Origin of the sequence: Kitasatospora sp. NPDC096077 (genome assembly GCF_040303245.1) — a bacterium.
Lineage (GTDB): Bacteria > Actinomycetota > Actinomycetes > Streptomycetales > Streptomycetaceae > Kitasatospora.
Window position 1 is genome coordinate 43,880 of record NZ_JBEOSV010000032.1, and the last position, 19,351, is coordinate 63,230.

At 74.1% G+C, this 19,351-nt stretch carries 17 protein-coding genes and 1 tRNA gene; 3 read left to right on the forward strand and 15 right to left on the reverse strand.

What is annotated here, in order from left to right; all coding sequences use genetic code 11:
• Positions 1 to 2: 2 nt before the first annotated feature.
• From ABTZ03_RS25400 to ABTZ03_RS25425, 6 genes are all read right to left on the reverse strand, one after another.
• A complete protein-coding gene (locus tag ABTZ03_RS25400) occupies positions 3 to 1,406 on the reverse strand; it encodes a glycosyltransferase 87 family protein (protein ID WP_350515368.1) in 1,404 nt (467 codons plus the stop codon).
• Positions 1,407 to 1,534: 128 nt separating this feature from the next.
• Complete coding sequence (locus ABTZ03_RS25405) at positions 1,535 to 3,022, reverse strand: amino acid permease (protein ID WP_350515369.1); 1,488 nt, start codon at positions 3,020 to 3,022, stop codon at positions 1,535 to 1,537.
• Positions 3,023 to 3,271: 249 nt separating this feature from the next.
• Positions 3,272 to 4,795, reverse strand: coding sequence for a penicillin-binding transpeptidase domain-containing protein (locus ABTZ03_RS25410; RefSeq protein WP_350515370.1), 1,524 nt, complete (start codon positions 4,793 to 4,795; stop codon positions 3,272 to 3,274).
• A complete protein-coding gene (locus tag ABTZ03_RS25415; RefSeq protein ID WP_350515371.1) occupies positions 4,795 to 6,129 on the reverse strand; it encodes an FtsW/RodA/SpoVE family cell cycle protein in 1,335 nt (444 codons plus the stop codon). The genes ABTZ03_RS25410 and ABTZ03_RS25415 overlap by 1 nt, the downstream gene beginning before the upstream one ends.
• A 202-nt stretch (positions 6,130 to 6,331) precedes the next feature.
• Positions 6,332 to 7,015, reverse strand: coding sequence for an ABC transporter (locus ABTZ03_RS25420; protein ID WP_350515372.1), 684 nt, complete (start codon positions 7,013 to 7,015; stop codon positions 6,332 to 6,334).
• Positions 6,994 to 7,860: an ATP-binding cassette domain-containing protein gene (locus tag ABTZ03_RS25425; RefSeq protein ID WP_350515373.1), complete on the reverse strand. Its 867-nt coding sequence runs from the start codon at positions 7,858 to 7,860 to the stop codon at positions 6,994 to 6,996. Before ABTZ03_RS25425 ends, ABTZ03_RS25420 begins: the two co-directional genes overlap by 22 nt.
• A gap of 185 nt (positions 7,861 to 8,045) precedes the next feature.
• On the opposite strand from ABTZ03_RS25425, the gene ABTZ03_RS25430 reads away from it, so the two are divergent.
• From ABTZ03_RS25430 to ABTZ03_RS25440, 3 genes are all read left to right on the forward strand, one after another.
• Positions 8,046 to 9,368 (forward strand): VWA domain-containing protein, encoded by a 1,323-nt coding sequence (locus ABTZ03_RS25430; RefSeq protein ID WP_350515374.1) that lies wholly within the window; start codon positions 8,046 to 8,048, stop codon positions 9,366 to 9,368.
• A gap of 2 nt (positions 9,369 to 9,370) precedes the next feature.
• Complete coding sequence (locus ABTZ03_RS25435; RefSeq protein WP_350515375.1) at positions 9,371 to 10,252, forward strand: peptidase; 882 nt, start codon at positions 9,371 to 9,373, stop codon at positions 10,250 to 10,252.
• 65 nt (positions 10,253 to 10,317) lie between these two features.
• A complete protein-coding gene (locus ABTZ03_RS25440) occupies positions 10,318 to 10,752 on the forward strand; it encodes a universal stress protein (RefSeq protein ID WP_350515376.1) in 435 nt (144 codons plus the stop codon).
• On the opposite strand, the gene ABTZ03_RS25445 is transcribed toward ABTZ03_RS25440, so the two are convergent.
• The 9 genes from ABTZ03_RS25445 to galU form a co-directional block, all read right to left on the reverse strand.
• The gene (locus tag ABTZ03_RS25445) at positions 10,742 to 12,361 is read right to left on the reverse strand and encodes a DUF2079 domain-containing protein (RefSeq protein WP_350515377.1); all 1,620 of its coding nucleotides are present in this window, start codon (positions 12,359 to 12,361) and stop codon (positions 10,742 to 10,744) included. The genes ABTZ03_RS25440 and ABTZ03_RS25445 overlap by 11 nt on opposite strands.
• A 26-nt stretch (positions 12,362 to 12,387) precedes the next feature.
• Positions 12,388 to 13,734, reverse strand: a complete 1,347-nt coding sequence (locus ABTZ03_RS25450; protein ID WP_350515378.1) for a glycosyltransferase 87 family protein — start codon at positions 13,732 to 13,734, stop codon at positions 12,388 to 12,390.
• A gap of 244 nt (positions 13,735 to 13,978) precedes the next feature.
• Positions 13,979 to 14,052 (reverse strand) — tRNA-Ala (locus tag ABTZ03_RS25455).
• Between the two features lie 72 nt (positions 14,053 to 14,124).
• Positions 14,125 to 15,129, reverse strand: coding sequence for a divisome protein SepX/GlpR (gene sepX, locus ABTZ03_RS25460; protein WP_350515379.1), 1,005 nt, complete (start codon positions 15,127 to 15,129; stop codon positions 14,125 to 14,127).
• 150 nt (positions 15,130 to 15,279) lie between these two features.
• On the reverse strand, positions 15,280 to 15,906 hold the full coding sequence (locus ABTZ03_RS25465) for a GNAT family N-acetyltransferase (RefSeq protein WP_350515418.1): 627 nt from the start codon (positions 15,904 to 15,906) through the stop codon (positions 15,280 to 15,282).
• On the reverse strand, positions 15,903 to 16,421 hold the full coding sequence (locus ABTZ03_RS25470) for a MogA/MoaB family molybdenum cofactor biosynthesis protein (protein ID WP_350515380.1): 519 nt from the start codon (positions 16,419 to 16,421) through the stop codon (positions 15,903 to 15,905). The genes ABTZ03_RS25465 and ABTZ03_RS25470 overlap by 4 nt, the downstream gene beginning before the upstream one ends.
• A complete protein-coding gene (gene moaC, locus ABTZ03_RS25475; RefSeq protein ID WP_400927481.1) occupies positions 16,418 to 16,858 on the reverse strand; it encodes a cyclic pyranopterin monophosphate synthase MoaC in 441 nt (146 codons plus the stop codon). The genes ABTZ03_RS25470 and moaC overlap by 4 nt, the downstream gene beginning before the upstream one ends.
• A gap of 163 nt (positions 16,859 to 17,021) precedes the next feature.
• On the reverse strand, positions 17,022 to 18,359 hold the full coding sequence (glp, locus tag ABTZ03_RS25480; protein WP_350515382.1) for a molybdotransferase-like divisome protein Glp: 1,338 nt from the start codon (positions 18,357 to 18,359) through the stop codon (positions 17,022 to 17,024).
• Between the two features lie 26 nt (positions 18,360 to 18,385).
• Positions 18,386 to 19,306 (reverse strand): UTP--glucose-1-phosphate uridylyltransferase GalU, encoded by a 921-nt coding sequence (galU, locus tag ABTZ03_RS25485; RefSeq protein WP_350515383.1) that lies wholly within the window; start codon positions 19,304 to 19,306, stop codon positions 18,386 to 18,388.
• Between the last annotated feature and the right edge of the window lie 45 nt (positions 19,307 to 19,351).

The following is a 19,351-nucleotide window of genomic DNA, read 5'->3' on the forward strand; positions in this document are numbered from 1 at the left end:
CATCACAACGGCAGCGCGGGCTCCGGCGCTGCCGCGCGGCTCGGCGGCAGCGGGCGGCGGCTGCTCCAGCGCCGGGCCGCCAGCCGGGGCCAGATCATCAGCACGGCGGGCAGCGCCAGGTATCCGAACCGGCCGGCCGGGGCGAGCGTGAAGGCGATGGCGAGCCCGCCGGCCAGCAGGTCGGCGGCGGCGATCGCGGAGACCGGCGGCCTGGCCACCAGCCAGATCGCCACCCCGATCAGGGCCAGGGTCATCAGCGCCAGCGAGACGGTGTGACCGGTGGGCCCGAAGCCCGCCAGCACCTTGCCCGGCAGCGGGCTGCCCGCCGGGGTGCGGATCGCGGTCATCCCGAGCGGGAAGCGCACCACCTGGTCGCGCAGCGCCGTCGGCTCGGTGAGGATCGAGGGCAGCAGCACCGCGGCGCTCACCCCGGTCGCGATCAGCGCGGTGCGGGCGGCTGGCCGGCGGCCGTACAGCCGCCACAGCAGCAGGACGGCGACCGGCAGGGCCGGCCAGGCGGTCCACTTGAGGCTGCAGGCGAGGGCGAGCACCAGTCCGGCGGCGACCGTACGGTCCCGTTCGGCGAGGGCCATGGCGAGGCAGCAGACCCCGATCAGCGGCAGGTCGACCCCGCCGACCGCCAGGGCGAGCGCGATCAGCGGCGAGGCGGTGAGGATGGCCAGCGGCAGCAGCGGCGCGCGCTCCCGGGTGGGGCGCAGCAGCCGCCAGGCGGCCAGCAGGCAGACGACGAAGGTGAGGGCGAACCAGATCCGGGCGTCCCCGGCGACCCGGGCGAACGCGGTGGAGCTGCCGAGCAGTTGGCGCGGCAGTCCGAACAGGGACATCGCCGGCAGGTACGGGTTGTAGTCGGTGACCACCACCGGGTGCGGGAGGTAGACGTCACCGCTGGTGAGCAGCAGGTGGGCGGAGCGTTCGACCACCATCACCTCGGACTGGTGCCGGCCGTTGACGGCGAGCAGCCCGAGCGGTGCCACGACGGCCCCGAGCAGGGCGACCACGGCGGCGGCCTCGGCCGCGAAGCGGCGCGGCAGGACGAGGCAGAGCAGTCCGGCCAGGACGTAGGCCGGGGCGGCGACCAGGCCCCAGAGCCGCTGGTTGTCCAGGTCGGAGACGAGCGGGAAGGCGGCGGCCCAGCCGGCCGCGATCAGGCAGCCGATCAGCTGGACCCAGCGCAGCGAGGCGAGTCGGGCGGGATTCCACCGATCGGGCGTAGGCGGGAAGGTGCTCTCGCCACGCTGCCGGGGGAACGGCCGGGGCAGCGTGGTGCTCGACGGCGGTCCGGGTCTGGACGGCGGTTCGGCGCCGGTGGTCTGGGCCGGCGTTCTCGTTCGGCCGGTGAAGCGGCCGCGCGGGCGGGAGGAGCCGGGCGTGCGGGTGCTCACCATGGTGGAAGGTTATGGCTGCCGAGCGGGCCCTGTCGCCATCGCCTCGGGCCCCGTTCGGGACGCTACGCGCGTAGGGCCGCGGCCCGTCATGCCGGACGGCGGCCCTTCACGATTGGATAACAGCCGGGTCAGCCCGTCGTGGTGTCGGCCGGGGCGTCCTGCTTCCCGGCCCGCTCCAGCCGGGAGTGCTTGACGCTGTAGCCGAAGTAGACGACCACGGCGACGGCGAGGGCGATCGCGCCGGCCCGGAAGGTGTCGGCGTGCAGGCCGGTGATCAGGTAGATGCAGAAGCCGACGCTGACCAGCGGGACGACCGGGTAGCCGGGGACCTTGAAGCCGCGCGGCAGGTCGGGCTGGGTGCGGCGGAGCACGATGACTCCGATCGCGACCACCGAGAAGGCGATCAGGGTGCCGAGGCTGGTGATGTCGGCCAGCACGTTCAGCGGGATGAACGCGGCCAGCGCGCCGACGCCGATCCCGACCACCAGGGTGTTCCAGACCGGGGTGCCGGTGCGCGGGGAGAGCTCGGCGAAGCGCTTGGGCAGCAGGCCGTCGCGGCCCATCGAGTACAGGATGCGGGTCTGGCCGTAGATCACCACCAGGGTGATGCTGAAGATCGAGACGATCGCACCGACCGCGAAGATCATCGCGGGCCAGCTCTGGCCGGTGATGTTCTGCAGGATCTGGGCCAGGCCGGCCTCCTGGCCGTTGAACTCGGTCCACGGCTGGGCGCCGATGCCGGCCAGCGCGACCAGGATGTAGAGCAGGGTCACCACGACCAGCGAGATGATGATCGCCATCGGCAGGGTGCGGCGCGGGTTCTTGACCTCCTCGCCGGCCGTGGACACCGCGTCCAGGCCGATGAAGGAGAAGAAGATGCTGGACGCGGCGACCTGCACGCCGCCGATGCCGAGCGGCATGAACGGGGTCAGGTTGCCGGACTTGAAGCCGGTGAGCGCGACACCGATGAACATCAGCAGGATGACGATCTTGATCGCGACCATCACCGCGTTGACCTTGACCGACTCGCTGACGCCGCGGATCAGCAGGAAGCACACCATGGCGACCAGCAGTAGCGCCGGCAGGTTGAACCAGTGGGTGCTGTCCGGCGCCCCGGCCAGCTGCTCGGGGATCTTGAACCCGAAGGCCAGGTCGAAGAACTTGTTCAGGTACTCGGCCCAGGTCACCGCGATCGCCGAGGCCGAGACGCCGTACTCCATCAGCAGGCAGATGCCGACGCCGAAGGCCACGCCCTCGCCGAGGGTGGCGTAGGCGTAGGAGTACGAGGAGCCGGAGACCGGGATCGCCGAGGCCATCTCGGCATAGCAGAGCGCGGTGAGCCCGGCGGTGACCGCCGCGATCACGAAGGACAGGATGACCGCCGGTCCGGCCGAGGGCACCGCCGTGTTGAGCACGAAGAAGATGCCGGTGCCGATGGTGGCGCCGATGCCGATCGCGGACAGCTGCCAGAGGCCGATGGAGCGGCGCAGGTGGATGCCGGAGCGTCCGCCTTCCTCGGGGGCACCGGCCGGAAGGCCGCGCCCCTCGCTCTCCGCGATCAGGGTCGTGACGGGCTTGCGTCGCAGCAGACGCGCACCGAGGGTGTTGCTGGCCAAAACCGCAGTCCTTCTGGGCGGGGGAGGGTGTCCAGGGGCCGGTCACCCGGGGCGCTGGGGGGGGTGCCATCGGGGACCAACCGAACAAACATGGGACAGTACCCCGCGAAAACGCCATTGTCGCAAACAAACAATACCGATCGGCGCATTGTACGAATCGTCGCATCGACAATGACAAACCCGACACTTCGCACCCGTCGGATCATCGGTCAATCCGCTAAACGTCCAGCTCAGCGCCGTCGATTGGCCTCAGCGGCCCAGTACCGCCCGCATCACCGCACGGGCGATCGGGGCCGCCAGCGCACCACCGGTCACATCCGTGGCGTCACTGTCCGCGACCACCACCGCCACCGCGACCGGCGGCACCGCGTCCGAGCCGGCCGGCTTGGCCCAGGCGATGAACCAGGCGTACGGCGTCCCGCTGTTGTCCGCCCCGTGCTCGGCGGTGCCGGTCTTGCCGCCGACCACCGCCCCGGGGATCCGGGCGTTGCCGCCGGTGCCGTTCTCCACCACGTCGGTCATCAGCCGCTGCAGCTGCCCGGCCACCGCCGGGCTGGTCGCCTGCCGGTACACGGCCGGCTTCATCAGCTCCACCGTGCCGCCGTCGCTCCTGGTCAGCCTGTCCACCAGCTGTGGACGCATCACCGTCCCGTTGTCGGCGACCCCGGCCGCGACCATCGCCATCACCAGCGGGGTGGCCGCGGTGTCGTACTGCCCGATCGAGGACAGCGCCAGCTGGGCCGGGTCCATCGAGGTGTCGACGTTCGAGCGGGCCGGGCGCACCGGCATGTCCAGCCTCGGATCGTTGAAGCCGAAGCCCTCCGCCGTCGCCACCAGCTTCGACAGCCCGGTCCGCTCCCCGAGCCAGCCCAGCACGCTGTTGCAGCTCAGGGTCATCGCGGTGTCCAGCGACAGCCCCGGCCGGTCGCAGGCCGCGTTGTCGTTGACCAGCGGCGTGGTCGTCCCGGGCAGCACGTACGGGAAGGGCGCCGCGGTCGGCGCGTCCGGGTCGGTCACCGTCCCGGCCGCCAGCGCCGCGGCGGCGGTGACCACCTTGAAGGTCGAGCCCGGCGGGTAGGTCTGCCGCAGCGCCCGGTTGAGCATCGGCTGGTCGGTGTCGACCTGCAACCGGTTCCAGGCGGTCTGGTCGGCGTTGCCGGAGCCGGCGAAGCCGCCCGGGTCGTACGAGGGGGTGCTGGCCAGCGCCAGGATCCGCCCGGTGGCCGGTTCGATCGCGGCCACCGCCCCCTTCTGGTCGCCGAGCCCGTTCATCGCGGCCTGCTGGGCCGCCGGGTCGATCGTGGTGTACACGTCCCCGCCGGGGTTCTGCCGGCGGGAGACGGCGTCCCAGAGCGACCAGCCGCCCAGCCGGCCGTCGGTGCCGGTCAGCAGGTCGTCCTCGGTGCCCTCCAGCTGGCTGTTGCCGTACGCCTGGGAGGCGAACCCGGTGACGGCGGCGTAGGTCGGGCCGTCGGTGTAGGTGCGCTCGTAGGCGTACCGGCCGCCGGTGGGCAGTGAGCCGGTCACCGCCCGGCCGCCGACCAGGATGTCGCCGCGCGGCCGGGCGTAGCGCTCGACGACGAGCCGCTGGTTGGCGCTGTTCCGGTCCAGGTCCCGGGCCTCGAACACCTGCACCCGGGTGGCCTGCACGCACAGCGCCCCCACCAGCAGCAGGCAGAAGGTGGCCGCCCGGCGCCCGGTGACCGAGATCCCGGGCAGCCCCTGCGGGCCGTTGCCCCGCGGCCGGCCGCCGCCGGACGGGCCGGCCGCCATCAGCCCACCACCTCCGGCGCGGGCCGGCGGGCCTCGTGACTCATCCGCACCAGCAGCGCCACGATGATCCAGTTGGTCACCACCGACGAACCGCCCTGGGCGATGAACGGCATGGTCATCCCGGTCAGCGGGATCAGCGCGAGCACCCCGCCCGCCACCACGAACACCTGCAGGCCGACGATCGCGGCCAGCCCGATCGCCAGCAGCCGCCCGAACGGGTCGCGCAGCGCGATGCCGGTCCGGAAACCCCGCGAGACCAGCACCGCGTACAGCAGGAACACCGCGAACAGCCCGGTCAGGCCGAGCTCCTCGCCGATGGTGGCGAGGATGAAGTCCGACTTGGCGGCGAAGCCGATCAGCACCGAGTGCCCGTTCCCCAGCCCGGTGCCCAGCTCGCCGCCCCAGGCGAAGGCGAACAGCGACTGGGCGATCTGGTTGGCGCCCCGGCCCGCCGCGATCGAGCCCAGCGGATCCAGCCAGTCCACCACCCGGCTGTGCACGTGCGGCGAGAGCCAACCCACCGTCACCGCGCCGACCGCCGCCAGGCCCAGCCCGATCGCGATCCAGCCGGTGCGCGCGGTGGCCACGTAGAGCATCACCACGAACAGCCCGAAGTACAGCAGCGACATCCCGAGGTCGGTCTCCAGCACCAGCACCCCGACGAAGGCCGCCCAGATCATCAGCACCGGCCCGAGCACCCGCCCGCGCGGCAGCTGCCAGCGCCAGACCCGGCGGCCGGTGAGCGCCAGCGCGTCCCGGTGCACCGCCAGGTAGGCGGCGAAGAAGACGGCCAGCAGGATCTTGGCGAACTCCCCCGGCTGGAAGGAGAGCGGCCCGACGACGATCCAGATCCGGGAGCCGTACACCGGCGGGAACAGGATCGGCACCACCAGCAGCACCAGCGCCGCCAGCGCCCCGACGTGGGCGTACCGCTGCAGCCGTCGGTGGTCGCGCACCAGCAGCACCACCGCGATGAACAGCCCCACCCCGAGCGCCGACCAGAGCAGCTGGGTGGAGGCGGCCTCCCGGCCCGGGGTGGCCCGGTCGAGCCGGTAGATCACCACCAGGCCGATCCCGTTGAGCAGCACCGCGATCGGCAGCAGCAGCGGATCCGCGTACCGGGCCCGCCGGCGGACCACCCCGTGCGCCGCGAGCGAGAGCACACCGAGCGCGGCCCCGTACTGGACGGCGTCGGCCGGCGCCTCGCCGTCGAGGTCGACACCGACCTCGACGTAGCCGAACACGGCGGTCAGCACGGCCGCCAGCACCAGCACCAGCTCGGTGGTGCGCCGGGTCGGCACCGGCCGGTCGGGCCGGGCCGGGGATCTCGTCACGGCGGAAGGTGTCGCCACGGACCGTCCTGGGGGGGGAGGCGGGGATGCCGATCGGGGCGGACCGGACGCCGGTGCGACGGCGACCGTGCCCAGGTTCGTCACCCTAACGAGCGTTATCCATATGTACGGCAGTTCGGCACGGTGTGTCCGCCGGTGTCGCGATCGCCCCGAACGGCCCCCGCCCCGCCCCTCACTCCGCCCCTCACTCCGGCCGCCGCCCCGCCAGCGCCGCCACCCCCGCCCCGACCACGGCCACCAGCACGACGGACAGCAGCAGTTGACCCCAGGGCACGCAGAGCCGCCCGGTCCGGGCCGCCGTCACCACCCCGCGCACCGCCGCGTTGGCCGGCGACACCGGCACCACCAGCGCCGCCGCGGCCAGACCCAGCGCCGCCAGGATCCCGTACGGCGAGCGGACCGGCACCGGACGGTTGGCCACCGCCCCGGCCAGCACCCCCGACAGCACACAGACCACCGAGGCGGCCAGGCCGGCCAGCAGCGCCCGGCCGACCCCCGGATCGGCCCCCGCCCCCGGGTTCACCACCGGCCCACTCGTCCACCACAGCGCCGCCACCCCGCCCACCGCCGACAGCAGAGCCGCCGTCAACGCCGCCAGCAGCGCCGCCAGGTGAACCCGCGCCGGGCCCGCCGCCGCCACCAGACAGGCCCGCGACGCCGCCGGCTCCGCCGTCAGCACCCCGCGCACGTACCAGGCGCTCACCGGCACCAGCACCCCCGCGCCGTAGCCGAGCCCGCCCAGCAGCGGATCCCCCGCCGACACCCCGACCACCAGCAGCAGCACGAACGTCAGGAACGGCGGCAGCCAGGCGTGCGAGCGCACCAGCAGCTCCAGGTGGTACCGGGTCAGTGGTCCGAGCCGCCGCACCGCTCCCCCTCCCGTCGACGCACCGCCAGCACCCGCACGCCCGGCCGGCCCAGCAGCAGAGCGCGCAGCAGCGCGTCCGAGTGACCGGCCGGCACCGTCAGGCGCACCAGCGCCCCGCCCAGCGCGACCGCCTCCGGCCCGCCGGGCAGCCGCTCCGGCAGCGCGGCGCCGTCCGGCAGCTCCACCTCGATCTCCATCACCGGCCCGTCGGCCACCACCGGCTCCGGCCCCTCCGCCACCGGCCGCAGCCCGCCGTCCGGGCCGACCCGGTAGGCGGCACCGGTCCGCCCGGCCAGCCGATTCGGGTCGTGGTCCACGAACAGCACCGCCGCGCCCGCCGCCGCCCGCTCGACCGCCGCCTCGTCCAGCACCGCCCGGGCCCCCGGATCCAGCCCGGTCCACGCCTCGTCCAGCAGCAGCACCGGGGCCTCGGCCATCAACGCCTGCGCCACCGCGACCTTCTGACACGTCCCCTTGGACAGCCGGCTCAACGGGGTGCCCGCCCGGTCCGCGATGCCGAACCGGTCCAGCCACTCCCCCGCCCGCCGCCGCGCCCCCGCCGCCGACAGCCCGTGCACCCGGCCCACCCGCAGCAGGTACGAGGAGGCGTCGAACGGCAGCGCCGGCGGGAACCGCTCCGGCACGTACGCCGCGGCACCGGACCGCACCACCCGGCCGGTGCTCGGCCGCTCGATCCCGGCCACCAACCGCAGCAGGGTCGACTTGCCGCTCCCGTTCGCCCCGGCGATCCGCACCAACTCCCCCGGTCCGACCGCCAGAGCGACGTCCCGCAGGACCCACCGCCCGCCCCGCCCGTACCGCTTGCCGACCGCGGTCAGCTCCATCCCCACCCCGTCTCCATCGGATCCCCACGAAGGTTATCCAGCCCCGGTAAAGACACCGTGAGCATCCCGCCCGGCAACAACCGCGCCCCGCACCGGAGTTCACGCCGGAGCCCGCGCCGGAGCGAACCGGCGGCCCGCCCGGCCCCGTTTGGCCCCGACGAACTGATGATCCCTAGGATCACCGGGTGAATACCGGACGACGACCGCACACCAGGCTCGGCAGCCTGCTGGCCGCCCTGGCGATAACGGGCGCCTCGCTGCTCCTCGGCCTGCCCGCCCACGCCGACGAACCCTCAGCCGGCGCCACCCCAGCACCCCAGGAGGCCCCCAAGGTCGACCTGATCCTGGACGTCAGCGGCTCCATGAACACCGCCGACATCCAGGGCAAGAGCCGCATCTCGGTGGCCCAGAACTCGCTGAACGAGGTGATCGACGCCCTGCCCCCGGAGGCCGAGTTCGGCATCCGCACCCTCGGCGCCAGCTACCCCGGCAACGACAAGACCGTCGGCTGCCAGGACACCAAGCAGCTGTTCCCGGTCGGCAGGACCAACAAGGTCGAGGCCAAGACCGCGGTCGCCACCCTGCGCCCCACCGGCTGGACCCCGATCGGCCTGGCCCTGCGCGGCGCCGCCCAGGACCTCGGCAAGGGCGACGCCACCCGCCGGATCGTCCTGATCACCGACGGCGAGGACGACTGCGCCCCGCCGGACCCGTGCGACGTGGCCCGCGAACTCGCCGCCCAGGGCATCCACCTGGTGGTCGACACCCTCGGCCTGGCCCACGACGACAAGACCCGCCAGCAGCTGCTCTGCATCGCCAACGCCACCGGCGGCACCTACACCGACGTCCGCACCGGACAGCAGCTCACCGACAAGGTGAAGCAGCTGATCGACCGCAACGACGACACCTACACCGTCAACCCGGTCAAGACCACCGGCACCGACAAGTGCGACAACGCCCCGGTGCTCGCCCCCGGCGTCTACAGCGACCGGGAGAAGTTCTCCGAGCACCGCGTCTACAAGGTCCCGGTCAAGGCCGGCCAGGAGCTGCGCGCCTCGGTCAGCGTCGGACTCGACCGCGCGGTGGCCCGCGACTACGGCGTCCTGCTCCAGGCCACCAGCGCCACCGGCCAGGAACTCGTCCGCGGCACCGACGCCGGCAGCACCCGCACCGACGTCGTCTCCACCGGCCTGCGCTGGTCCACCGACGACTCCAAGGGCTACGTCACCGCGAGCCCGACCGCCTCGGCCAAGGACAAGCCGGACACCACCGTCTGCCTGGTCGTCAGCAACGCACTGGCCCCCCAGGCCGGCGTCCACACCGACCCCGGCATGCCGCTGGAGCTGACCGTCGACCTGGCCGCCGCCTCGCCCGCCCCCGAGGGCGCCGCGATGGGCCTCGGCCGCGGCTGGATCCTGCTGCTCACCCTCACCCTGGCCGGCCTGGCCTTCGGCCTGGTCTCCGGCTGGATCGCACGCTGGCGGATCGCCGTCTGGCGGGAGAACTGACCATGCGTACGACGATCCGCGGCGCCCTCGCCGCCCTCGCCCTGCTGCCCGCCCTCGCGCTGCCCACCCTCGTGTTGGGCGCCCCCGCCGCCTCCGCCGCCTCGCCGTCCCCGAGCGCGACCGCGAGCGGCAGCCCGGCCCCGGCCACCAAGGCCGGCACCTCCTTCCTGACCGCGGTCAACCTCTCCCCCGGCCAGGACGCCGACGTCGCCGTCTCCACCGGCGACTACCTGTACTGGGCGTTCGGCGCCGCCGAGGGCCAGACCCCGACGATCAGCCTGACCGTCAACCTGGCCCCCGCCGCCGACCGGCACGGCCCGCAGACCTGGACCGTCGAGGTCTTCGACGGCCTGCGCCGCCGCCAGGCCTGCACCGCCGGCACCCAGAACGCCACCGGCGACCAGAGCGCCACCGCCCTGACCCTGAACTGCACCCTGCGCGAGGTCCGCACCTGGGCCGAGCCGTGGTCCGGCGACCCGCTGCCCGGCACCTACTACGTCCGGCTGTCGGTCACCGACGCCCCGCAGCCCGACCTCGGCCTGGCCGCCACCACCCGGCTGCACGTCACCGCCAAGGGCAACGCCGACAACGCCCAGCCCGAGGGCGGCGAGCTGAAGGCCCCGCTGGTCCCGCCGGTCGGCGGCGGCGCGAGCACGGCCAAGGCGGCGGCCCCGGTCGCCGAGAAGCAGCACTGGTACACCGGCTGGTTCTCCGGCTGGAACAGCCGCTGGTACTGGACCATCGGCGGCGGCTTCCTGGCCGCCCTGGCCGGCGTCCTCGGCTTCCACCTGACCCGGCACCCGCGCGGCCACCGCCCCGGCCGCTACGGCGCCGTCCCGCCCCAGGGCTCGCACCAGCACCAGTCCTACGCCGAACGCCCCTGACCCACGCCCCCGGGGGCCGGCCGGAGACCTTCCGGCCGGCCCCCGGCCGTGTCTACGCTCGAAGCATGCAGCCGCACGGCCTGATCGTGGTCGGCGTGGACGGCTCCGCACCCGCCCTGGCCGCCGCCCGCTGGGCGGCCCGCCTGGCCGGCCTCACCGGCGGCCCGCTGGAGGCGGTGGCCGTCTGGGACTTCCCCTGCCTGTACGGCGACCACGGCCTCGTACCGCCCGCCCTGGACGGCTTCGAGCCCGAGCACCGGGCCGCCCGGATCCTGGACGAGACGGCGGCCCACTGCGCCGTCCCGCTGCGCCGCCACCTCAAGGCCGGGCCGCCGGGCCCCGCCCTGGTCACCGCCGCGGCCGGCGCCGCGCTGCTGGTGCTCGGCAACCGCGGCCACGGCACCCCGCCGGAGGTCCCGCTGGGCACCGTCGCCCAGTACTGCCTGTGCCACGCGTCCTGCCCGGTGGTGATCGTCCGCGCGGGCGGGGTCAGCCCTTGAACAGGTTGTGCCCCACGTCGGTCGGCACCTTGTCCTGGACCGGCTTGCTGCCCGGCCCGGGCACGTGCTCGCCGGGCACCGGCTCGTCGCCCTCCCGGTGCAGCAGCACCACGCCGTCCTCGGCCCAGAGCTGCCGGTAGCCGTGCGCCAGCAGCAGCTGGATCCGGTCGGCCTGCTCCTTGTCCGTCGTGAACGGGAAGGACCGCTTGTCGGAGCGGATCAGCACGTACGCGCGCCCGCGCGGCGTCCCGTCCACCAGCACCACGTCGGTCCGGGCGGTCAGCCGCGGCGCGATCTGGTTGTCCGCCTCCACCGAGGCGCCGTCCGGGATCAGCGCGGCCGCCCGGACCAGCGCGGCCTCGCTCGCCCGGGGCTCCCAGGAGGACGGCACCGCGAGCTGCAGCAGCCCGATCGGCACCGCCGCGACCAGCGCCACCCCGACCGTGCCCAGGCCCAGCAGCCGGGCCCGCCGACGGGTCCGCTCGGGCCGCCCGGTGCTGCTCAGCCGCCCCAGCACCTCCAGGCTCGCGGTCAGCAGGACCGGCCAGAGCATCGAGTCGTAGTGCCGGGCGATCGACCAGTGGTTGGGGTTGCTGGACAGGATCCGCTCGGCCAGCAGCGGCACCAGGCACAGCACGGTGGCCGAGCGCAGCGGCAGCAGGAACATGGTGCCGAACAGCCAGAGCAGCAGCAGCGGCTTCAGCGGCTGGTCGAAGGCGGTCTGCACCAGCAGGAACGGGTTGTGCAGCAGGTTGCGGACCGCCTCGCCGCCGTCGGCACCGAGCGCGTCGTAGTTCCAGTAGTAGCCCGGCTCGCCGCCCATCGCCGGGATCAGCCAGGTGATCGCCACCGCCGAGGCGATCGGCCCGCCCAGCAGCAGCCCGATCCCGGTGAACCGCCCGGCCCGGTCCCCGGTGCCCCGGGTGCGCAGCAGCAGCACCAGGCCGTACGCGCCGACCAGCAGGCCCAGGTCCTCCTTGGTGCAGCACAGCAGCACCGCGGCCAGCACCACCGTGCCGTAGCGGCGGGCCAGCCCGCGCTCCAGCAGCAGCAGGATCAGCGGGACGGCGAACGCCACCTCGTGGAAGCCGACCCGGGAGGCGACCAGCAGGGGCCAGCCGAGCGCGTAGACCAGCCCGGCCAGGTCGGCGGCCCGGCGGGCGGTGCGCGGCTCGGCGGCGGCGAAGGCGTGCGCGGCGATCCGGCGGATCAGCGGCACCCCGAGCGCGAACAGCAGCGCCTGTCCGATGATCAGCGAGCGCGGGTCGTCCCAGATCCAGTACAGCGGCGCGAGCAGCGCCAGCACCGGGGAGAAGTGGTCGCCGAGCAGCGAGAACCCGGGCGGGAACTCGTGGTGGTAGTACTTCAGCGTGGAGACCGGCAACCCGAAGTGGGCGTAGCCGCGTATCCCCTGGTCGAAGATGCCGAGGTCGAAGCCGCCGAGCGAGACGGACGCCCAGCCCTGCATCCCGATCGCGCACATCACCGCGAAGCACAGCACGCTGAGCAGCAGGGTGCGCCGGGCGGGCGAGCCCAGCGCGGCGGCGGCCCGGCGGGCGGCGGGTACGACGGCGCGGGGCGTCGGCGGGCTTGCGGTCTGGGTGGTCACGTCGGCTCCGGTCCGTCTCTGGTCCGTCAGGTCCGGTTGGTCAGGGCGGGGTCGCGGTCGCGGTCGCGGTCGGGATCGGGATCGGGGGCGGCGTCGAGCCTGGCGCCGAGCAGCGCCCAGGCGCCGGCCGAGGCGTCGACCGCCTGCCGCCGGGCCCGGTACAGCCGCACGCCGACGACCGCCAGGACGGCGATGGCCAGCGGCGGGTAGATCGCGCCGGGCAGCTGCCAGTACCAGACGACGCCGCGGCCCCAGCGGTGCGGCACCGCCCACATCACGTGCGAGAGGAACACCGCCAGCGTCACCCCGAGCAGCACCCGGCGGCGGGTGTTCCTGGCCTCCGCGGCCAGCAGGGCGATCAGCGGGATGCACCAGACCCAGTGGTGGGTCCAGCTGATCGGCGAGACCAGCAGCGCGGTGAGGGCGGCGCAGACGCCGCCCCAGGCGTCGGCCCGGCGCAGCACCCGGGCGGAGCGCCCGGCGAGCACGGCCACGCCCAGTCCGAGGGCGCCCACCAGCCCGCAGACGATCAGCCCGACCGTGCCGGGGTCGTTGACGTCGAGCAGCCGGCAGACGGCCCCGCGCAGCGACTGGTTGTCCACCAGCACGGTGACGCCGACCCGGCTCGGGTCCCACAGGTAGTTGGTCCAGAACCCGTAGGAGCCGTCCGGCAGCACGATCCAGCCGATCAGGCCGGCCGCCAGGAAGGTGCCCATGGAGACCAGCGCGGCCCGGACCCGTCCGGTCAGGAACAGGTAGACGGCGAACAGCCCCGGGGTGATCTTGATCGCGGTGGCCAGGCCGATGCCCACGCCCTTGGTGCGGCTGCGGTCGGACCGGGTGAGGTCCCACAGCACCAGGCACAGGATGGCGAGGTTGACCTGGCCGTACTGGAAGGTGGTGTAGACCGGCTCCAGCCAGACCGCGAGGCCGGCGCCGAGGATCGCGGCGGCCGTGCGGTACCGCCGGGCGGGCCAGCCGGCCAGCTTGAGCGACAGGTGCACGGCCAGGCCGAGCAGCGCGTAGTTGCCGAGCATCACCAGGACGCGCAGGGTGCTCACGCCGAACCAGGTGCTCGGGACGAACAGCATCGCGGCGAACGGCGGGTAGGTGGCCGGGAGGTCCCAGCCGGGCAGCCGCATCGCGTACAGGTCGTCGCCGTTGACGACGGCCTGGCCCTCGGCCCGGTAGACGAGCATGTCGACCATGGTCGCGCCGTGCAGGTGCCGCTGGATGACGAACGCCGCGACCGACAGCACCGCGACGCAGATCGCCGCGACGGTCCAGGAGTTCGGTCGTCCGCCTGTCGGGCCGCTGTCGGGCCCCTCCGGGTCCGCTCGCCGCGTCCACCGTGTCAGACCGAACTCGCGCACCGCGATGGCACCCCGTTGAGATAGACCAGATCGTTCCCTCGTCGCCGTCTGGGCCCAACCACCATAACCGACCCCTCTGAGACTCCCCTGAGTTCCAAAGTCCGTCAGCTTCCGCCCTGGTGGGAGCGGTGTGACCTCGGTCACCAGGCCCCTCGCCGGGCCTTCCGGGCCGCAAAACGCGAAGTCCCGCCGGGAGTTGACTCCCGGCGGGACTTGGTGGACCGGCCGGAGCCGATCCGTTGGGTGGAGCTGAGGGGATTCGAACCCCTGACCCCCTCGATGCGAACGAGGTGCGCTACCGGACTGCGCCACAGCCCCAACGAGAAGAAACTCTAGCACCTTTCGAAGGGGGTCCGTGACCACCCCCCTGGTCGGGGGCGGTCACGGCGGTCATTCGTTGGCCGCGCGGGGGCGGGACTCCGGAGCCGGGGCCTCGGCGTACTGGTCGAACAGCGGGGTGCTGCGGGACTCGGCGGGGCGCCCGGCGGTCCAGCCGCCGGGGGCCGACAGGTCGACGCCGCGGGACACCCGGGGGGCGACCGGCGCGGTGACGTAGGTCGGCAGCGGGACGGGCACCGGCTCCCAGGAGTCCGGGCCGGCCGCGCCGCGCTCGCGCATGCCGTCGACCCACTCCTCGTGCTCGGTCGCCTCCGCGACCACGGAGGCGGAGGACGCCGCGACGGTGGGCTGCTCGGGGTCGGCGGCCAGCCTCAGGTGCGACCGGCGGCCGGGCCGCTGCCCGGCGGGCGCGGCCGGGTCCGGCTCCACCGGGGCGGGGGCCTCGACCGTCGGCCGGTCGTCCACCGGGGCCTCGGCCCGCTGCCGCTCGCGCTGGCGCAGCCGCTCGGCCGCCTGGACGGCCCGGGACCGGTCCAGCTTCACCTCGTACCGCTGCCGCTCCAGCTTGCGCAGGTGGCCGATGTAGAGGGTGAGGAGGAGCGCCGGGACGGCCGGCACCCAGAGGAAGGCGAGACCGGCCACCGCGGCGACCACCGCGCCGAGGGCGAAGGCCAGGAAGAGGGCGGTGACCATCCGGCGCCGGCGGGCCAGCAGCCGGGCCCGGCGCTCGGCGCCGCCCTGCCGCACGGCGGCGGGCCGTTCGACCGGGCGTTCCGCCGGGGGTTCGGGCTCCGGGGCCGCGGGGTCGCCGGAGGCGGTCGCGTCCCGTTCGGGAGGACCGTCGTCGCTGTGCTCGTCGTCACGCGGTTCGTCGCCCAGGGCCCGGGCTGCCCGCCGCTCCAGCGCCGAACGCCCGGCCAGCAGGCGGATGGCGGTGCTGAAGCGTTCCGTCGGGCGCGCCTCGTTGAGTTCGTCCTGCCTGCGGAGCCACATCGGCACCAGATAGGCGGCCCAGGCCCCTACGATGACGGCGTAGATAAGGCCGCTACTGCTCACGATTCACACCGTACGGGCGCCGGGGAAGGCCCGGCAGCAATTTGGCGCGGCGTGTCGTGTGATCAAGCTGATTCTCCGACTATTTTGCCGGTGTTTGTGACGGTCCGCCACCACGCCGATGCCATATCGATATTTGATTCGAACAGATATTCAATTACGTGACTCACGGCCGGAACTGATCGCCCGCCAACGCTCCAGCATCCCCTCCGGGACCTCCTCGGCGGTCAGGGCGTAGACCAGGTGGTCCCGCCAGTCCCCGTCGATGTGGAGATAGCGCGGGCGGATTCCCTCCGAGCGGAAGCCGAGCTTTTCCACCACCCGGCGGCTCGGACCGTTCTCCGGACGGATGCAGACCTCGATCCGGTGCAGTCCGAGGGTGCGGAAGCAGTGGTCCACCGAAAGCGCCACCGCCGTCGGCATGATGCCCCGGCCGGCCACCGCCTCGTCGATCCAGTAGCCGACGTTGGCCGAGCACATCGAGCCCCAGGTGATCCCCCCGACGGTCAACTGGCCGACCAGCTGGCCCTTGTAGAGCACCACGAAGGGCAGCATCCGGCCGGCCGAGGCCTCGCCGCGCAGGAACCGGACCATCTGCCGGTAGGTCGGACGCGGGCCCGCCGCCCGACCCGCCGGGCCGGGCGGCACGGTGGCCTCCCAGCGCCGCAGCCAGTCCCGGTTGCGGCGGCTCACCTCCTGCCACTCGCGCTGGTCGCGGGCCCGGATCGGGCGCAGCACGACCTCCCCCTCGTGGAGTTCTACCGGCCAGCCGGCGTTCAGTGCGCTCTCCCGGAAGCTGGGGCGTCGGGCCGGGGGTGGTCCCCGCCGCCGAGCTGGTCGACGGCGTGGGCGAGCAGCGGCTCCAGGACGGCCAGACCGTCCTTGACGCCGCCGGTCGAGCCCGGCAGGTTGACGATCAGGGTACGTCCGGCGAGCCCGGCCAGCCCGCGGGAGAGCGCCGCGGTCGCCACCTTGTCCCGGCCGTACGCGCGGACGGCCTCGGCGATCCCGGGGACCTGCCGGTCGATCACCCGGGCGGTCATCTCGGGGGTGAGGTCCATCGGCGAGATGCCGGTGCCGCCGGTGGTCAGCACCACGTCGTAGCCGGCCGCGACCGCCTCGCGCAGCACGGCCTCGACCGGCTCGCCGTCCGGCACCACCCGGGGGCCGTCGACGGTGAAGCCCATCGCCGTCAGGCCGGCCACCAGCAGCGGGCCGCCGCTGTCCTGGTACACCCCGGCCGAGGCCCGGTTGGAGACGGTCACGGCCAGCGCCCGCCCGGCCGACGCCTTCACTCGGCCACCTCCGGCGCGAACCAGTCGCCGCTCTTGCCGCCGGTCTTGGCGAGCACCCGCACGGACTCCACCGCGGCGCCCTTGTCGACCGCCTTGACCATGTCGATCACGGTCAGCGCGGCGACCGCCACCGAGGTCAGCGCCTCCATCTCGACACCGGTGCGGTCGGCGGTCCGCACCGTGGCGGTGATCTCGACCGCGTCGTCCGCGACGGCGAGGTCGACCTCGACGCCGGAGACCGCGATCGGGTGGCAGAGCGGGATCAGGTCCGGGGTCCGCTTGGCGCCCATGATCCCGGCGATCCGGGCCACCGCGAGGGCGTCGCCCTTGGGCACGCCCTCGCCGCGCAGCAGCTCCACCACCTTCGGGGAGACCCGGACCCGGCCGGCCGCGACGGCGGTGCGCACGGTGGTGGCCTTCTCGGAGACGTCGACCATCCGGGCCGCGCCCTGCTCGTCGACGTGGGTGAGGCGGTCGCCGGGGTTCGGTGTCGTCACGGGTAACTCCAGGGGCGCGCAGGTCGAATACCGCGCTACCGTACCGCTCGGCACGCACCCGCTCGCCTCCGGGCGCTCCTGACCCGCCGCCGACGGCCGGCGCTCAGGCGTCCAGCAGGACGACGTCGACCTCGCTGCCGGCCGGCAGACCGGTGACCTCCTCGGGGACGGTGATCAGGCAGTTCGCCCGGGCCAGCGCCCCGACCAGGTGGGAGTCGGCGCCGCCGACCGGCTCGACGGTGCCGTCCGCCGCCGAGTAGCGGCCGCGCAGGAACTGCCGGCGGCCGGCCGGGGAGCGCAGCTCGGCCGGGCAGAGCGCGCGCACCACCGGGCGGTGCACCTCGGCCGCGCCCAGCATGGTGCGGATCACCGGACGGACGAAGAGCTCGAAGGAGATGTACGCGCTCACCGGGTTGCCCGGCAGGGCGAGCAGCGGCACCCCGGCCGGGCCGCCGATCCGGCCGAAGCCCTGCGGCTTGCCGGGCTGCATCCGCAGCCGGCGGAAGTCCACTCCCCCGTAGGACTCGAAGACCTCCTTGACCACGTCGTACGCCCCGACGCTGACCCCGCCGCTGGTGACGATCAGGTCGGCCCGGCCGAGCTGGTCCTCCAGAACGGCGCGCAGCCGGTCGGCGTCGTCGGGGACGGCGCCGACCCGGTAGGCGATGGCGCCGGCCTCCTGGGCGGCCGCGGTGAGGGTGAAGCTGTTGGAGTCGGCGATCTGCCCCGGCCCGACCGGCTCGCCGGGCTGGACCAGCTCGCTGCCGGTGGAGAGCACCACCACCCGGGGGCGCGGGCGGACCTTCACGGTGGCCCGGCCGATCGCCGCGAGCAGGCCGAGCTGGGTGGGGCCGAGCCGGGTGCCGGCCTCCAGCACCCGGGTGCCGGCCGCGACGTCGCTGCCGCGGCGGCGGATGTGCGCGCCCTCGGCGACCGGGCGCAGCACCCGGACCTCCTCGTCGGCCACCGGCGCGCCCATCGCGGCCGCGGCCGTCCCGGTGCCGGTCCCGCCGTCGGTCCACTCGACCGGGGCGACGGCCTGGGCCCCGGGCGGCAGCGGGGCGCCGGTCATGATCCGGGCGGCCTGGCCGGGGCCGACCTTCGGCAGTTCGTCGGCGCCGGCGGCGATGTCGCCGACCACGCCGAGCACCGACGGGTAGGTGTCGGTGGCGCCCTCGGTGTCGGCCGTGCGGACCGCGTAGCCGTCCATCGAGCTGTTGTCGAAGGGCGGCAGGTCGCCGTCGGCGACCACGTCCTCCTCCAGCCGGCAGCCCTGGGCGTCGAGCAGCTGGAGCTCGATCGCGGGCAGCGGGCCGACCGCGGCCAGCACGTCGGCGCGGTGCTCGTCCACCGTCCAGAAACGAGGAGCCGCCGGTGCCCGGTCCGCGGACCCGTCGCAGCAGGCTGCGGGGGTGGTGCTGTGCTCCGTGGACCCGGTCATCGGCGGCTCGCTCTCTGTGTCTGGGATCAGTCCTGCAGCTCGGAGCCGACGAACTCCCGCAGCCAGGAGCGGAACTCCGGGCCCAGGTCCTCGCGCTCGGCGGCCAGTCGGACGATAGCGCGCAGGTAGTCGGCGCGGTCGCCGGTGTCGTAGCGGCGGCCCTTGAAGAGCACGCCGTGCACCTGGCCGCCGGTCTCGGCCTCGCGGGTGGTCAGCTCGCGCAGGGCGTCGGTGAGCTGGATCTCGCCGCCGCGGCCGGGCGGGGTCTCCCGCAGCACGTCGAAGACCAGCGGGTCGAGGACGTAGCGGCCGATGACCGCGTAGTTGGACGGGGCCTCGCCCGGCTCGGGCTTCTCGACCAGGTCGGTCACCTGGAAGACGTCGTCGCCGAAGCCGTTCGCCTTGACGGCGGCGCAGCCGTAGAGGTGGATCTGGGAGGGGTCGACCTCCATCAGGGCGACGACCGAGCCGCCGAGCTCCTGCTGCACCTCGATCATGCGGGCGAGCAGCGGGTCGCGCGGGTCGATCAGGTCGTCGCCGAGCAGGACGGCGAACGGCTGGCCGGCGACGTGCTGCTCCGCGACGGAGACGGCGTGGCCGAGGCCCTTCGGGTCGCCCTGGCGGACGTAGTGCATGTTGGCCAGCTCGACGGACTCGCGGACCCGGCGCAGGCGGTCCTCGTCGCCCTTGCGGACGAGCAGCTCCTCCAGCTCGTAGGCGCGGTCGAAGTGGTCCTCCAGCGCGCGCTTGTTGCGGCCGGTGACCATCAGTATGTCGGACAGGCCCGCGGCGGAGGCCTCCTCGACGACGTACTGGATGGCCGGCTTGTCGACGACGGGCAGCATCTCCTTCGGGGTTGCCTTGGTCGCCGGGAGGAAGCGGGTGCCCAGTCCGGCCGCGGGCACCACGGCCTTGGTCACCGGAATACGGGAGGGGGTCGTCGTCATGCGTTTACCTTACTCAGGCACGTTTTCGCCCGGCCGCGCACGGTC

Coding starts and splice junctions, on each gene's coding strand:
- ABTZ03_RS25400 (WP_350515368.1), bottom strand. CDS start 1,406: ATGGTGAGCACCCGCACGCCCGGCTCCTCCCGCCCGCGCGGCCGCTTC.
- ABTZ03_RS25410 (WP_350515370.1), bottom strand. CDS start 4,795: ATGGCGGCCGGCCCGTCCGGCGGCGGCCGGCCGCGGGGCAACGGCCCG.
- ABTZ03_RS25425 (WP_350515373.1), bottom strand. CDS start 7,860: ATGGAGCTGACCGCGGTCGGCAAGCGGTACGGGCGGGGCGGGCGGTGG.
- ABTZ03_RS25435 (WP_350515375.1), top strand. CDS start 9,371: ATGCGTACGACGATCCGCGGCGCCCTCGCCGCCCTCGCCCTGCTGCCC.
- ABTZ03_RS25440 (WP_350515376.1), top strand. CDS start 10,318: ATGCAGCCGCACGGCCTGATCGTGGTCGGCGTGGACGGCTCCGCACCC.
- moaC (WP_400927481.1), bottom strand. CDS start 16,858: ATGGTCGACGTCTCCGAGAAGGCCACCACCGTGCGCACCGCCGTCGCG.
- glp (WP_350515382.1), bottom strand. CDS start 18,359: ATGACCGGGTCCACGGAGCACAGCACCACCCCCGCAGCCTGCTGCGAC.
- galU (WP_350515383.1), bottom strand. CDS start 19,306: ATGACGACGACCCCCTCCCGTATTCCGGTGACCAAGGCCGTGGTGCCC.